Genomic DNA, 13,504 nt, shown 5'->3' with positions numbered 1-13,504 from the left:
AGGATAAATAATGAAAAAACAAATACTTGCTTCTTTAGTTGTACTGCTGGCGCTGGCTGGCTGTAGTAAGAATGAACACTCTGAGACGTTGACCACGCAATCCTCTGAAACAGCAAAAGTGGAAAAACAAAAATCCGCTAAAACTGATATTCAAGTGGGTAAAGATTATCATTCGCTGTCTAACCCGGATGAGATGAAGGTAACCCACGTGTCATTGGATTTGACTGTGGATTTTGAGCGGAAAGTATTAGCTGGTACAGCAGAATTAACCTTAGAAAAGATAAAAGCCGATGTTAAGCGGCTAATTTTGGACACCCGCGATTTGACCATGACCGCGGTGACAGCCGGTGATAAAAAGGTGCCTTTTTCCCTGCTAGAAGAGGATCCTTATTTAGGTACGCCGCTTTTAGTCAGTGTGCCGAAAGATGTCAATAAAGTAACCGTGGCCTACGAAACCTCGCCTGATGCGTCTGGTGTGCAGTGGCTAACACCACAACAGACTGCGGGCAAACAGCATCCGTTTTTATTCACTCAAGCCCAGGCAATTCACGCGCGCAGCTTTATTCCATTACAAGATACGCCAAAAGCACGGGTTACTTATGATGCGGTGATCAGAACGCCGAAAGAATTACTGGCGGTGATGAGTGCGGCGAACGATCCGGATACCGAGCGAGACGGCGTGTATGAGTTTAATATGCCGCAACCTATCCCTTCCTATTTAATCGCCCTGGCCGTGGGAGACCTGCAATTTCAGTCCATGGGTGAGCGTACTGGTGTGTACGCCGAAGCCAGTTGGTTAGCGCGTGCAGCGGCGGAGTTTGAAGATACCGAAAACATGCTTATCGAAACGGAAAAGCGCTATGGGGAGTACAGTTGGGGACGTTACGATTTACTGATACTGCCGCCTTCATTCCCGTTTGGAGGTATGGAAAACCCCCGTCTTTCTTTTATCACACCAACGGTTATTGCTGGGGATAAGTCGCTGGTGGCACTCATTGCTCACGAGCTGGCTCACTCTTGGTCGGGCAACACCATTACCAACGCCACCTGGCGTGATCTATGGTTAAACGAGGGTTTCACCACCTATCTGACCTATCGCATTATGGAGTTCATCTATGGCACTGATCGCTACAACATGGAATTAGTACTAGGTGCCCAGGATCTCGCTGCGGATATTGCCGAACTGCCAGAGAAAGACCAAATTCTGGCCATTGATCTGCGCGGTCGCGATGCCGACGATGTATTCAGTAATATCCCCTACGAAAAAGGTGCCCTTTTCTTACGCGAACTTGAAGATAAAATCGGTCGTGATAACTTCGACCAGTTCCTACTGAATTATTTTGAGCACTTTGCATTCCAGAGTATTACCACAGAGCAGTTTATTACTTACCTGGATGAAACCTTGTTAGCGCAATATCCACAGCAGCTGGATAAAGCCCGGATTCTGAAATGGATCTTTGAGCCAGGTATTCCGGCAGGAGCACCAACCGCCAGCTCAGATGCCTTTACCGTTGTGGATAATGCCCATAAAGCCTGGCTATCGGGTGAGGAGAAGGCCGCGGATATCAATACGGCCAACTGGAACTACCATCAGTGGAAATATTTTGTTGATAATCTGCCTGAGACCATGACTGTGGAGCAGATGTCAGAGCTGGATGCGGTATTTAATTTTACGGGTTATCAAAACAATGAAATTGCGCACAGTTGGCTGTTACACGCCATCAATAATGACTACAAGGTGGCATGGGACAGACTCTATGACTATCTCACTACGATAGGTCGCAATAAATTAGTAAAACCACTTTACGCGGCTCTGTCCAAAACACCCGAGGGTAAAGCCTTCGCCAAAAAAGCTTTTGATGTGGCGAAAGTGGGCTATCACCCGTTAACAATCAGTGCCAACGAAGGTTACGTGCAGTAACCTTCAATATTTTACCGAAGGCAGCAATAAGCTGCCTTTTTTATCTGCGCACCGATTTTGTAGGGAACAAAAATGGGTGATCTCTAAGGATGGAGTGAATGCCGATTTTGTAGGGAACAAAAATCGGCCATGTGAGTCAACCATCGTTGTCCGCATAAATGCGAACCTACAATAATGGCTATTCTGTCACAGGGACAAGATTATTAATTTATATCCTTAAAAACAGTTGTAAATGGTTCGCCGTTGTTGATTCGCTGCAAACCTTCGTAGAGATACTTTGGATTCATGGGTTTTACTGCTTGTAGAGAGGCTTGGTAATATTTGACGCTAGTGTTAGGAAAATCACTCAGATAGAACACGGATTTGATGTGAGCAATATCCTCTGAAGAAACGACGATATTTTCCTGCAAAAATGGCTCCCGATAGTCCACCTGGATGCCCGTGCCCTCGATAAACCAGGCGGGAAGTTGGGTGATTTCTACCCACAGATTGGTTCTAAACCTCACCTCGGCGTGTACCAGTTCGTGAGCGATGACATCGGTATTCAGGCCTTTCGGACCGATAAATACACATTCCCTGAAAAATCCCGAGGTCTGCATGCCCGTTGGGTTAAATCCCAAGGTTTTATATCGAGCATCCTCTGAAGCTATAATTCTTGGGGTGGCAATGGGAGCACCGTAAACCTCCGCTACTCTGCTCACCGCACGCTGAATGTCTTGCAACAGCTGCGCTTGTTGCGCTGGAGTTAAGCTCTGATCGATAAACACATTGGGTGATACTTCGTTAAAGTGAGACACCGCTACAAATTCACAGGCAAGCGCCGCTTTTTGGAAATAAACAAAACTGAGCAGAAAGCTGGTAAATAGTAGCAATACAAACATTTTGAATTTGATCATGGGATTTGCTGTTGCCTCAATCAAAGCTCACTCCAATTGTATAACGCATCAAGCGAAGGTGTGCCGGGAAAATCCTGATAAAACCGGGCCTTAGCCTGTTGTTCATGGACCAGCAGTTTTTGCATTTCCTCGCCGGGAGCCTCTGTTTCAGAAGGCGTGGGAATGAGGGTGACTTGAGGACTAAAGTGCCGCAGCCACAAATATCCGCGCTGTATGTGAAAATCAGACGTCACCAGATAGACGGTTTTTATCTTAAATAAACGAATGATGTCGGCACAGAGTTTGCCATCTTCACAGGTGTTACGGCTGGCGGCGTAAGGTAAAAATTGTTCAGATTTGACGCCATTGGCTTGCAGCCATTTTTGCACATGCAAAGCATGTGGGAAAACATGTTGATTGAAAGTTGCTCCCCAGCCGCCGGTACACACTATCGGTGTCTCAAATTTTTGCGCGGTTTCTTGCGCTTTCCGGGCGCGCTGCTGCATGATAGGGTGCAACTCCCCTTCTGGCGAATTTTTATAACCCAACAGTACAGTAACAGCCTCACACTGAAAGTGGCTTGCGTCAAGGTTGGAGATTTTAGTCATTGTTCATCCGTAAAGTCAGGCGCGGCCAACGCGCTAGCCATTGCTTGCTCTCCACTCGTTGTTGAAAAAGCGACAAGGGTCTTTTGGTGTTCCATGTTATGCAGCAATCAAACAAAAAGCTTAGCCCCCATGGGGCGATGAATTCACATCGCTGATCTGAGCCTAATCTAACACCGACGGCGGTCTCTTTTTCTGGCCAACAAGACATCGCCTCAGCACAACTAGCGTAGGGCGTATGTTGATGTTTTAAATGCATTCTGGCCTGGTTCTTTACATCCCATGAAACTGTCGGAAACTGTTGCAGCAAAATGTGTTCAGCGTACTTTTCATCTTCTGAGTGCACCGTATTGAAGTACAGTATGTCAATATCATTAAGTTCTGATGACGCTTTTTGATGCAACTGATCCCACACAAGGTTGCGTAAAAAACCCGCTGCCACGTAACACTCAGGTAAGCCCAACGTCTGAACAGTGCGAAGTACCTGCATGCGAAAGTGATCAGCCTGTAGCCATTCACTGATTTGTTGTTGTGCTTCTTGCTCCGTCATACTCAGAATTGCTCACTTATGGTGTTAATCAGGGCAAAACCCGCGGACAGGCTACACACGGTTAACAGGATAGGGCGGAAGCGGTTATCAACGTGACGTTGTAATTGTTTGCCAGCCCCAAAACCCAGCAGGGCAATTGGCACCATAGTTAAACTAACTAACAAGGTTGAAGAGTTTAGTAACCCAGCCAGTTGGTAGCCGATCAGGCTGATAATACAACTATAAACAAAATAGACGGACAAGTTTGCGCGGGCAGTAACCGCACTGCCATGCTGCATGACTAATGCCATCGGTGGACCACCGATACTGGTGGTGGTGCCGGTAATTCCCGAAACAAATCCGGCAATACCTAAATTGGTGGCATTGGCCGGAAATGGTTTTAACCACAGCGATACAACCACGGTGAGCAGTACCATCGCGGCTACCGTTATTTGCAGTACGCTGACTGACATGATCAAGAGCAACCAGGTACCTACAATTGTACCGGGTAAACGCGTGATAAAAGCAGGAGTCATGGCTCGCCATTGGATGGCAGCTCGTTGTTGCCAGGCGCCGCTTAAACTCACAACAAAGGCTGAAACTGCCAAAATGTAGGGTACCCATTCAGGTTTGAGAATAACCATCACTGGCGCAGCTACAATTGCCATACCAAATCCAACCGCGGCTTGAATGGTGCAGCCTAAAAACAATACCAGAGCACAAATAAGCCAGGTACTGTCTAACTCCGGGAACATACGGGTATTTTCCGATTCAAATATTCAGTAGTATGCGATCATACGCTGTGTAATAAAGAATTGCAGGTTTAGTTATTCATGATTCAAACGAGTACCGGCCAACAGGCAGATTTTAAATTTAACGGACTTGTTTTGGCTGGAGGGCGCTCCTCTCGGATGGGACAGGATAAAGCGTTGTTACTGCTTCCAAACGGCAATAGCCAGATGAAAAATGCCGCGCAGTTGTTATCTTCCGTAGGCGCTGAGCAGGTCTTAATCAATCATAATGATGCACCTCAAGGAACTGGTTTTATAGAGGACTATCCTGGACGCGGTCCCGTCTCAGGAATTCAGGGCGCGCTCAAACACAGTGCTGATAATCCCTTGTTGATTTTGCCCGTTGATATGCCTCTAATGACGGCTGACCTGTTACAGCTGTTGGTGTTAGAAGCCGCCAGTAGGCAGGCCAGTGTTTATTTTACTGAGCAATGTTTGCCTCTGTTAATTTATCAGCCACAGCAAGCCTTCAACTGTGCAACCGAGCTGCTGCGATCCGGTGAAAATCCCTCTATCTGGAGAGTGCTGCGTGCGCTGGAGGCCGAGTCTATTGAGAGCAATTATCAAATTGCGTTTCACAACGCCAATAACCCAGCACAATGGCAAGAGTGTTTACAAACGCTAAAAAGCTAGTGCTCTTTAATCTTGTGCCCGTTTTATGAAATATGCCCCAAAACAGTGCGTCAGGTGCTGTGGTAATGGTCTCTGGTGTAATCTAAGTGTTTGAATTAAATAGATAAAGGCGAATGGCGCAGGAGTTGCTTAATCAAGCTCCTGATGTGTTTACAATTGTTCATTTGTCTCTTTTAAGTCATGTCTGAATCTGAACCGCAGCAACCTTTACGGGTCCTGCTTATTGATGATGACCCACAGCGCGCTGTGGCGCTCTCTGCTGCCTTGGACAAATCTCGATATCTGGTGGAGCACATGATTGGTGCTGATGTGTCATTGCTAAAGCAGGTGGATGCGTTGCAACCGGATGTGATCATTATCGATATTGAATCACCCAGTCGCGATATTCTGGATTCTTTGCACACCCTGAATAGTTTTAATCCCAAGCCCATCGTGATGTTTTCTGAACAGGAAGATACGAACACCATCAATCAATCTGTGCATTGTGGAGTCAGCGCCTATGTCACTCGCGAAGTGAATACTAAGCGAGTGCGGTCTATCCTGGATGCCGCAGTGGCACGCTTTCAGCAAATGCAATCACTGCGCAACCAACTACAAGAAACACAACAGGAACTCGCCTCTCGTAAGGTGGTTGAAAGAGCCAAGGTTTTGTTGATGGAAACCCGAAATCTCTCTGAAAACGAGGCCTATCAAATGATCCGTAAAATGGCCATGGATAATGGTCAACGCATGGAGCAGGTCGCAAAAAACATGATCGATATTATCACCACACTCTCTATGTAGGCTAAATTATGGCGCAACAAGAAAAAACAATGGCACAGCAAAATAAAACGGAACTGACCATCGGGTTTATGCCATTAAGTGATTGTGCGCCGTTGGTGGTGGCTCAGAAGCTTGGTCTGTTTGAACAGCAAGGGCTTGCAGTCAAACTGGAAAGGCAAAATTCATGGGCAACATTACGGGATAAGTTATTAGCTGGTTATCTGGATATGGCTCAAATGCTGGCGCCCATGCCGCTGGCTATGCATTTGGGTTTGGGTAATGTCGCTGAAAAGATGTCAGTGCCCATGATATTGAGCTATAACGGCAATGGTATTACGCTTTCAACGCAACTGTTTTCGGAGGTCTTGACAGCCAACAGTGCTCTGGCACAAACCGTGCTCGCAGAGCCTATGTCCGCAAGCTTGTTAAAGCCTATTGTGGAGCAGCGTAAATCTGCTGGATTAAACAAGTTGAGTTTCGCTACCGTATTTCCCTACAGTTGCCACTATTATCAACTTGCCGCTTGGCTATATCAAGGCGGCATCTCACTGGAAGATGTGGATATTCGTATTATTCCACCTTCCGGCATGGTGCAGGCTATGGGCAATAATGAAATCGACGGCTTCTGTGTTGGCAGTCCCTGGAATGCGGTGGCTGTTAGAGCGGGTATCGGTGTTACCGTGATTGCATCTCGAGAGATTTGGCACAACACCCCGGAAAAGGTACTGGGCGTCACCAATAACTGGCAGTTACAACATCCGCAAACTCTGTTGGCGGTCACTCGTGCATTGGGGCAAGCTTGCCAATGGTTAACCGGGGGGCCAAATCGCTTTGAAGCGGCCAGATGGCTATCTGAAGCCGGTTATGTTGGCGCAGAACTGGAAAATATTGCCCCAGCGTTACTCGATAGTTGTTTGACGCAGCAAGGTTCTGCGCCACGCGAAGTGCAAGGGCACACCATTTTTCATCAATCGCAACAACATAATCAGGCGGACCGGGAGCAAGGGATATGGTTGTTACAACAAATGCAGCGTTGTTCGCATCTCGATGCAAGCATCGATTTACAGCAAGTGGTTTCTCAAGTGTACTAATTGGTATTAATTTGCACCGCAGTAGTGCCTGATTGCACTAAAAGGATCTTATCTGTATACCAAAAGAACTAGCCGGCAAAATTAAGATACTGAAAATAAAGGATTTTTAAAGTTGGCACTAAGTGTGCAATCTTAAAATTAGAGTTTGATAAGAATAATAAGAAACTCATAAACAATATACTTCGATGCGCTCTCAACGGGTGATAGTGCATCGAACAGGCAAAGCAGCCCACAGAACAATCTTCTTACTGAAGCTTGCGCTGTGGGCTTTTTTTTGGCTTTAAAAAAGAGGACACATGATGTTAAGCACACATTGGTTAAAGCACTTTAAACGCACGCTGTGCGTGGCAATGTCATCCATAACATTGCTGTCGACTGCGGTATTCGCAGATGGGGATTGGCCAGAAAAAGAAGAGCTTAAGCTGGGTTTTATTAAGCTGACGGACATGGCGCCACTGGCCATTGCTTACGAAAAAGGCTATTTCGAAGATGAAGGCTTGTACGTCACCCTGGAAGCACAGGCCAACTGGAAAGTGCTGTTAGACAGAGTGATCGATGGACAACTGGACGGGGCCCACATGTTGGCTGGTCAGCCTTTGGGTGCCACGATTGGGTTTGGTACACAATCGCACATTGTTACCGCCTTTAGCATGGACTTAAACGGCAACGGTATCACGGTATCAAACGATATCTGGGCACAGATGAAACAGCACATCCCCCATGAAAATGGCAAGCCAGTGCACCCTATTAAAGCAGACGCGTTAAAGCCGGTAGTGGATTCCTATATTGCGCAAGGCAAGCCGTTTAACATGGGCATGGTATTTCCGGTGTCTACGCACAACTATGAACTGCGTTACTGGTTAGCCGCTGGCAATATTCATCCGGGCTTTTATGCGCCTCACAAAGGGGATATCAGCGGCCAGATTGATGCACAAGCACTGTTATCAGTAACTCCGCCACCGCAAATGCCTGCGACGATGGAAGCTGGCACTATCTATGGTTATTGTGTGGGCGAACCCTGGAATCAACAGGCGGTATTTAAAGGCATTGGAGTGCCGGTGATCACGGACTATGAAATCTGGAAAGACAACCCGGAAAAAGTGTTCGGTGTGAGTAAGGAATGGGCAGATAAAAATCCCAATACTCACAAGCGTTTGGTGAAAGCCTTAATTCGTGCCGCTATGTGGTTGGATGCCAATGACAACGCGAACCGTCCTGAGGCGGTGAAAATTCTGGCTAAGCCTCAATATGTAGGGGCAGATGCGGACGTTATTGCCAATAGCATGACCGGCACCTTTGAGTACGAAAAAGGCGATAAGCGCCCGGTTCCGGACTTCAATGTCTTCTTCCGCTACTACGCTACTTACCCCTATTACTCGGATGCTATCTGGTACCTGACGCAAATGCGTCGCTGGGGCCAAATTAGTGAGCAGAAGCCCGATGAATGGTATTTCGATGTCGCCGAAAAGGTCTATCGCCCGGATATTTATGCTCAGGCGGCACAGGATCTGATCGAAGAGGGCCTGGCAAGCGCAGACGGTTTCCCTGATTTTGCCAGCGAAGACGGTTTCCGCGCACCACAAACCCATTTTATTGACAACATCACCTACAACGGTAAAGCACCGAACGCCTATTTGGAGAAATTCTCTATTGGCCTCAAAGGTGAGCAAACCCTCTGACCCCGACTTCGTGTCTCTGAAAATGAGCATGTGAGTTGAAGCGGAGCAATCCACACAAGGACGTGTACTTTTAATAAGCAAGACAGAAGCGGAATCTGTCTTTGAATAATGATTAACAACACCCCGGAGTATTGTCATGAGTAAAACGGCATCCTTGCAAAAAGTGACATTCCTGAAATTACCTGAGCCGCTGGTGAATAGCATCTGGCTGCTGAAACTCAAAGGCGCATTGTTGCCATTAATTGGTCTGGCCATTTTTATGGTGCTGTGGAATATCACCGCCAAAAATATTGATACTTCACTGGGGCAGTTCCCCGGACCTGTGCAGGTGTATGAGCAGAGTATTAATCTGTGGAACGAGCATCAGGCGGAACAAGAAAAAGCGGCGGCCTTTTACGAGCGCCAGGAACAGCGCAATGCCAAGCGAATGGCTGCTGATCCGAGCTATCAACCTAAAATCCGTCCTTATACCGGTGCGCCCACCTTTTTTGAACAAATCTGGACCAGTTTATACACAGTATCGGTTGGCTTTTTAATAGCTTCTTTTATTGCGGTTCCTGTGGGCATTTTAGGTGGTTTGAGTAAGTCGGCCTATGCGGCCATCAACCCGTTGATTCAACTGTTTAAACCGGTTTCGCCCTTGGCCTGGTTACCGCTGGTGACCATGGTGGTCAGTGCGGTGTATGTCAGTGATGATCCGATGTTTTCCAAGTCATTTTTAACCTCTGCATTTACCGTTGCCCTGTGCTGTTTATGGCCAACCTTGATTAACACTGCAGTGGGCGTGTCCAGCATTCCTGAAGACCTGGTGAACGTCAGCAAAGTATTGCGCCTCAGTGCCATGTCTCATGTGTTGAAAATCGTATTACCTTCGTCCATTCCCATGATTTTCACCGGACTGCGCCTATCGCTGGGCATCGGCTGGATGGTGCTGATTGCCGCTGAAATGTTGGCGCAAAATCCCGGCCTTGGTAAGTTCGTTTGGGACGAATTTCAAAACGGCAGCTCGGAATCTCTGGCCCGTATTATGGTGGCGGTTTTAGTAATTGGCGCTATCGGCTTTTTCCTGGATCGCTTGATGTTGCTGGTGCAGCGCAAGGTGAGCTGGGACAAATCACAAAATCTACGATAACCCTGCCTGAAAAAGTGGAGAGATAACATGAGAAAGCATTTAGAACTGACCCAGGTGGGCATTGAATTTCCAACGCCGAAAGGCCCTTTTGTGGCGCTGCAGGACGTTAATCTGAATATTGAAAAAGGCGAGTTCATCTCCCTGATAGGCCACTCTGGTTGTGGTAAGTCTACGGTATTGAATATTGTGGCGGGCTTATATCAGGCCACCACCGGGGGCGCCATATTAGAGGGCAAAGAGGTCAACGAACCCGGTCCTGAGCGTGCGGTAGTGTTTCAGAACCATTCCCTACTGCCCTGGTTAACGGCTTACCAAAATGTTGAGCTAGCGGTGAAACAAACCTGCAAGCACATGAACAGGCAAGAAAAGCACGAATGGATATTACACAACCTTGAGCTGGTACACATGAGCCACGCTAAAGACAAGTTACCAGGGGAAATTTCTGGCGGTATGAAACAGCGTGTCGGAATCGCCCGAGCCCTGTCGATGGAACCACAAGTATTACTGATGGATGAACCTTTTGGTGCGCTAGATGCATTGACTCGTGCCCACCTGCAAGATTCCTTGATGGAAATCCATGCAGAGTTAGGCAATACGGTGATCATGATCACTCACGATGTTGATGAGGCTGTGTTGTTATCCGACCGTATTGTCATGATGACCAACGGACCGGCGGCCACCATCGGTGAAGTACTGGACATTTCGCTGGAACGGCCTCGTAATCGCATCGCGCTCGCCGATGACAAGCAATACAACCACTATCGCCATGAAGTATTGAGCTTCTTGTATGAAAAGCAGCGCAAAGTGGAACCGGTGGCCAGCAAAAAATCCCAACAGAAGCCGGTTGAAAAACCGGACGCAGCGTGAACAGGAGAACCACTATGAGCGAACATCTGAACATCGTTGTGGTAGGTAATGGCATGGTGGGCCATCATTTTGTGGAGCAAATGGTGCAAGCATCACCCGATGCCAGGATCACGGTATTGAGCGGTGAGCCGCGACTGGCCTATGACCGGGTACACCTGTCTGAATTTTTTAGCGGTAAAAGTGCAAAGGAGCTGGCGCTGACCGACGAAGCCCGCTACCAATCCTTAGGCGTGGATTTTCATGTCAACGCCAAGGTGGTAGAAATTGATAAATCTGTAAAAACCGTCACCACTGAATCCGGACAGTGTTTTAGCTGGGATAAGCTGGTGTTGGCTACAGGCTCATTTCCTTTTGTGCCACCGATTCCGGGCCACGAACAGCCTCATTGTCTGGTATATCGCACCATTGAAGATTTAGAGGCAATTCAATCTTCCGCCAGCCAAAGCAAAGTAGGCGTCGTCGTGGGCGGTGGTTTGTTGGGAATGGAAGCGGCTAATGCGTTGAAAGAAGCGGGCCTTGAAACTCACGTCGTGGAATTTGCACCGCAATTGATGGGAGTACAGTTAGACGAAGGTGGCGGCGCTTTACTCAAGCGCAAAATCGAAGAGCTTGGGGTAACAGTGCACACCAGTAAAGCCACCGAAATTATCGAAGCGGGCGAGAGCACTCGTTATCAATTGCGCTTTAAAGATGGTGCCGTACTCGGCACTGACATGGTGCTGTTCTCAGCGGGAATTCGCCCGCAAGATGCCTTAGCTCGCAGCTTTGAGCTGGATATCGGTCCGCGTGGTGGCATCGTGGTAAACAACCAATGCCAGACGTCTGAAGCTGACATTTATGCCATCGGCGAATGTGCGCTGTGGAATAACTTTATCTTTGGTTTAGTGGCACCCGGATATCAAATGGCACGAGTAGCAGCAAGTCATATCGCAGGAGGCGATTTGGCGTTCACTGGTGCAGATATGAGTACCAAACTTAAACTCCTGGGTGTGGAGGTTGGGTCAATTGGCGATGCTCATGCCAGGACACCGGGTGCCCTTACGTACATTTTCGAAAACCAGCCGCAGCAGATTTACAAAAAAATTGTAGTGGATGCCAAACAAGAAACCTTGCTTGGCGCTGTGCTGGTGGGTGATACCAGTGACTACGATACCTTGCTGCAATTTGCACTCAATGGCATGACTTTGCCAGAGCAGCCTGAGTCGTTAATTTTACCCGTTTCAGACGGTGCGGCGCCTGCCATTGGTGCGGGTAGCTTACCCGATACTGCCACTGTGTGCTCCTGCCACAATGTATCTAAAGGCGACATCATCGGTGCTATGGACGGAGGGGCTTGTGATCTCGGCAGCATCAAGAGTTGCACCAAAGCCAGCACTGGCTGTGGTGGCTGTGCAGCGCTGTTAAAAAACGTGGTGGAAACCGAACTGGAAGCCCGTGGCGTCGAAGTCAAAAAAGATATTTGTGAGCACTTCGCTTTCAGTCGCCAGGAGCTTTACCACATGATTCGGGTGGAGCAAATCAAGTCTTTTGATGACTTGCTGGCGATACATGGCAGAGGCCATGGTTGTGACATTTGTAAGCCTACTGTGGCGTCAATTCTGGCCACCGCCTGGAACGACTACGTACTCAAAAAGCCCCACATTGGTTTGCAAGATACCAATGACCGTTATCTAGGTAACATGCAAAAAGACGGTACCTACTCGGTCGTGCCGCGTATTGCAGGCGGTGAAGTGACGCCTGACAAGCTAATCGTTTTAGGAGAAGTTGCCAAAGAGTTCAACTTGTACTGCAAAATTACCGGTGGTCAGCGCATTGATTTATTCGGCGCACGCCTCGAAGAGTTGCCCGTTATCTGGCGTAAGCTCATCGACGCCGGTTTTGAAACCGGCCATGCTTACGGTAAATCGCTGCGTACCGTTAAATCTTGCGTTGGCAGCACCTGGTGTCGTTATGGCGTACAGGACAGTGTTGGCACCGCCATCAATATTGAAGATCGCTACAAAGGTCTGCGTTCACCGCACAAAATAAAAATGGCCGTTTCCGGCTGTACCCGCGAATGTGCTGAGGCACAGAGCAAAGATGTGGGGATTATTGCCACCGAAAACGGCTGGAACTTATACGTGTGTGGTAATGGTGGTATGAAACCTCGTCATGCTGACTTGTTTGCCACCGACCTGGATACCGAAACCCTGGTGAAATACATCGACAGGTTCTTGATGTTTTATTGTCAGACTTCGGATCGCCTCCAGCGCACATCGGTGTGGCTAGAAAATCTGGAAGGTGGATTGGATTATCTGAAACAGGTAATTATCGAAGATAGCCTGGGCATCGCACAAGAGCTTGAAACTCAGATGGCCGCTGTGGTGGGCACTTATCAGTGTGAGTGGAAAACCACGGTGGAAGACCCCGAAGCGTTGAAGCGCTTCCGACAGTTTGTCAACAGTCCAGACCAGGATGACAACGTGGTATTTGTGCAAGAGCGCACTCAAATTCGCCCAGCTACTAAAGCCGAAAAACAGGCCTACTGGACGGAGCAAAAAATTGCGGTATTGGATACTGCCAGCACAGATAGTGTCAGTGTCGAAGCCACTGATAAAACCCCGGCGTAACAGGAGAAAT

12 protein-coding genes are annotated in these 13,504 nt (G+C 48.0%); 8 read left to right on the top strand and 4 right to left on the bottom strand.

The window, feature by feature from the left end; genetic code table 11:
• The first annotated feature begins 10 nt into the window (after positions 1–10).
• A complete protein-coding gene (locus tag AABA75_RS20890) occupies positions 11–1,921 on the top strand; it encodes a M1 family metallopeptidase (RefSeq protein WP_338294675.1) in 1,911 nt (636 codons plus the stop codon).
• 203 nt (positions 1,922–2,124) lie between these two features.
• Here the strand turns inward: AABA75_RS20890 and AABA75_RS20885 are convergent, their stop codons facing one another.
• The 4 genes from AABA75_RS20885 to AABA75_RS20870 are packed head-to-tail and all read right to left on the bottom strand — an operon-like array spanning position 2,125 to position 4,685.
• On the bottom strand, positions 2,125–2,817 hold the full coding sequence (locus AABA75_RS20885; protein ID WP_338294674.1) for a hypothetical protein: 693 nt from the start codon (positions 2,815–2,817) through the stop codon (positions 2,125–2,127).
• Positions 2,818–2,837: 20 nt separating this feature from the next.
• Entirely contained in the window at positions 2,838–3,404 is a 567-nt protein-coding gene (locus AABA75_RS20880; RefSeq protein WP_338294673.1) for a YdcF family protein, read from the bottom strand.
• Positions 3,397–3,951, bottom strand: a complete 555-nt coding sequence (locus tag AABA75_RS20875; RefSeq protein ID WP_338294672.1) for a nucleotidyltransferase family protein — start codon at positions 3,949–3,951, stop codon at positions 3,397–3,399. The genes AABA75_RS20880 and AABA75_RS20875 overlap by 8 nt, the downstream gene beginning before the upstream one ends.
• A gap of 2 nt (positions 3,952–3,953) precedes the next feature.
• Entirely contained in the window at positions 3,954–4,685 is a 732-nt protein-coding gene (locus AABA75_RS20870; protein ID WP_338294671.1) for a sulfite exporter TauE/SafE family protein, read from the bottom strand.
• 78 nt (positions 4,686–4,763) lie between these two features.
• On the opposite strand from AABA75_RS20870, the gene mobA reads away from it, so the two are divergent.
• The 7 genes from mobA (at position 4,764) to nirB (ending at position 13,494) form a co-directional block, all read left to right on the top strand.
• A complete protein-coding gene (gene mobA, locus AABA75_RS20865) occupies positions 4,764–5,354 on the top strand; it encodes a molybdenum cofactor guanylyltransferase (RefSeq protein WP_338294670.1) in 591 nt (196 codons plus the stop codon).
• Positions 5,355–5,534: 180 nt separating this feature from the next.
• Complete coding sequence (locus AABA75_RS20860) at positions 5,535–6,137, top strand: ANTAR domain-containing response regulator (RefSeq protein WP_338294669.1); 603 nt, start codon at positions 5,535–5,537, stop codon at positions 6,135–6,137.
• An 8-nt stretch (positions 6,138–6,145) separates the two neighbouring features.
• The gene (locus AABA75_RS20855; RefSeq protein ID WP_338294668.1) at positions 6,146–7,207 is read left to right on the top strand and encodes a CmpA/NrtA family ABC transporter substrate-binding protein; all 1,062 of its coding nucleotides are present in this window, start codon (positions 6,146–6,148) and stop codon (positions 7,205–7,207) included.
• Between the two features lie 350 nt (positions 7,208–7,557).
• The gene (locus AABA75_RS20850) at positions 7,558–8,886 is read left to right on the top strand and encodes a CmpA/NrtA family ABC transporter substrate-binding protein (RefSeq protein ID WP_338294898.1); all 1,329 of its coding nucleotides are present in this window, start codon (positions 7,558–7,560) and stop codon (positions 8,884–8,886) included.
• Between the two features lie 136 nt (positions 8,887–9,022).
• Entirely contained in the window at positions 9,023–10,018 is a 996-nt protein-coding gene (locus tag AABA75_RS20845) for an ABC transporter permease (RefSeq protein ID WP_338294667.1), read from the top strand.
• 27 nt (positions 10,019–10,045) lie between these two features.
• Positions 10,046–10,885: an ABC transporter ATP-binding protein gene (locus AABA75_RS20840; protein ID WP_338294666.1), complete on the top strand. Its 840-nt coding sequence runs from the start codon at positions 10,046–10,048 to the stop codon at positions 10,883–10,885.
• Positions 10,886–10,899: 14 nt separating this feature from the next.
• Complete coding sequence (gene nirB / locus AABA75_RS20835; protein WP_338294665.1) at positions 10,900–13,494, top strand: nitrite reductase large subunit NirB; 2,595 nt, start codon at positions 10,900–10,902, stop codon at positions 13,492–13,494.
• The last annotated feature ends 10 nt before the right edge of the window (positions 13,495–13,504 follow it).

The sequence above is a fragment of the Planctobacterium marinum genome, from assembly GCF_036322805.1.
In the GTDB taxonomy this organism is placed as follows: Bacteria; Pseudomonadota; Gammaproteobacteria; order Enterobacterales; family Alteromonadaceae; genus Planctobacterium; species Planctobacterium marinum_A.
The sequence above is the reverse complement of the archived record's forward strand: the minus strand, read 5'-3'. Positions and strand labels throughout refer to the sequence as shown.

Excerpts from the sequence above, each read along its gene's own strand:
- AABA75_RS20890 (WP_338294675.1), top strand. The coding sequence starts at position 11 with ATGAAAAAACAAATACTTGCTTCTTTAGTTGTACTGCTGGCGCTGGCT.
- AABA75_RS20885 (WP_338294674.1), bottom strand. The coding sequence starts at position 2,817 with ATGATCAAATTCAAAATGTTTGTATTGCTACTATTTACCAGCTTTCTG.
- AABA75_RS20880 (WP_338294673.1), bottom strand. The coding sequence starts at position 3,404 with ATGACTAAAATCTCCAACCTTGACGCAAGCCACTTTCAGTGTGAGGCT.
- AABA75_RS20875 (WP_338294672.1), bottom strand. The coding sequence starts at position 3,951 with ATGACGGAGCAAGAAGCACAACAACAAATCAGTGAATGGCTACAGGCT.
- AABA75_RS20870 (WP_338294671.1), bottom strand. The coding sequence starts at position 4,685 with ATGTTCCCGGAGTTAGACAGTACCTGGCTTATTTGTGCTCTGGTATTG.
- mobA (WP_338294670.1), top strand. The coding sequence starts at position 4,764 with ATGATTCAAACGAGTACCGGCCAACAGGCAGATTTTAAATTTAACGGA.
- AABA75_RS20860 (WP_338294669.1), top strand. The coding sequence starts at position 5,535 with ATGTCTGAATCTGAACCGCAGCAACCTTTACGGGTCCTGCTTATTGAT.
- AABA75_RS20855 (WP_338294668.1), top strand. The coding sequence starts at position 6,146 with ATGGCGCAACAAGAAAAAACAATGGCACAGCAAAATAAAACGGAACTG.
- AABA75_RS20850 (WP_338294898.1), top strand. The coding sequence starts at position 7,558 with ATGTCATCCATAACATTGCTGTCGACTGCGGTATTCGCAGATGGGGAT.
- AABA75_RS20845 (WP_338294667.1), top strand. The coding sequence starts at position 9,023 with ATGAGTAAAACGGCATCCTTGCAAAAAGTGACATTCCTGAAATTACCT.
- AABA75_RS20840 (WP_338294666.1), top strand. The coding sequence starts at position 10,046 with ATGAGAAAGCATTTAGAACTGACCCAGGTGGGCATTGAATTTCCAACG.
- nirB (WP_338294665.1), top strand. The coding sequence starts at position 10,900 with ATGAGCGAACATCTGAACATCGTTGTGGTAGGTAATGGCATGGTGGGC.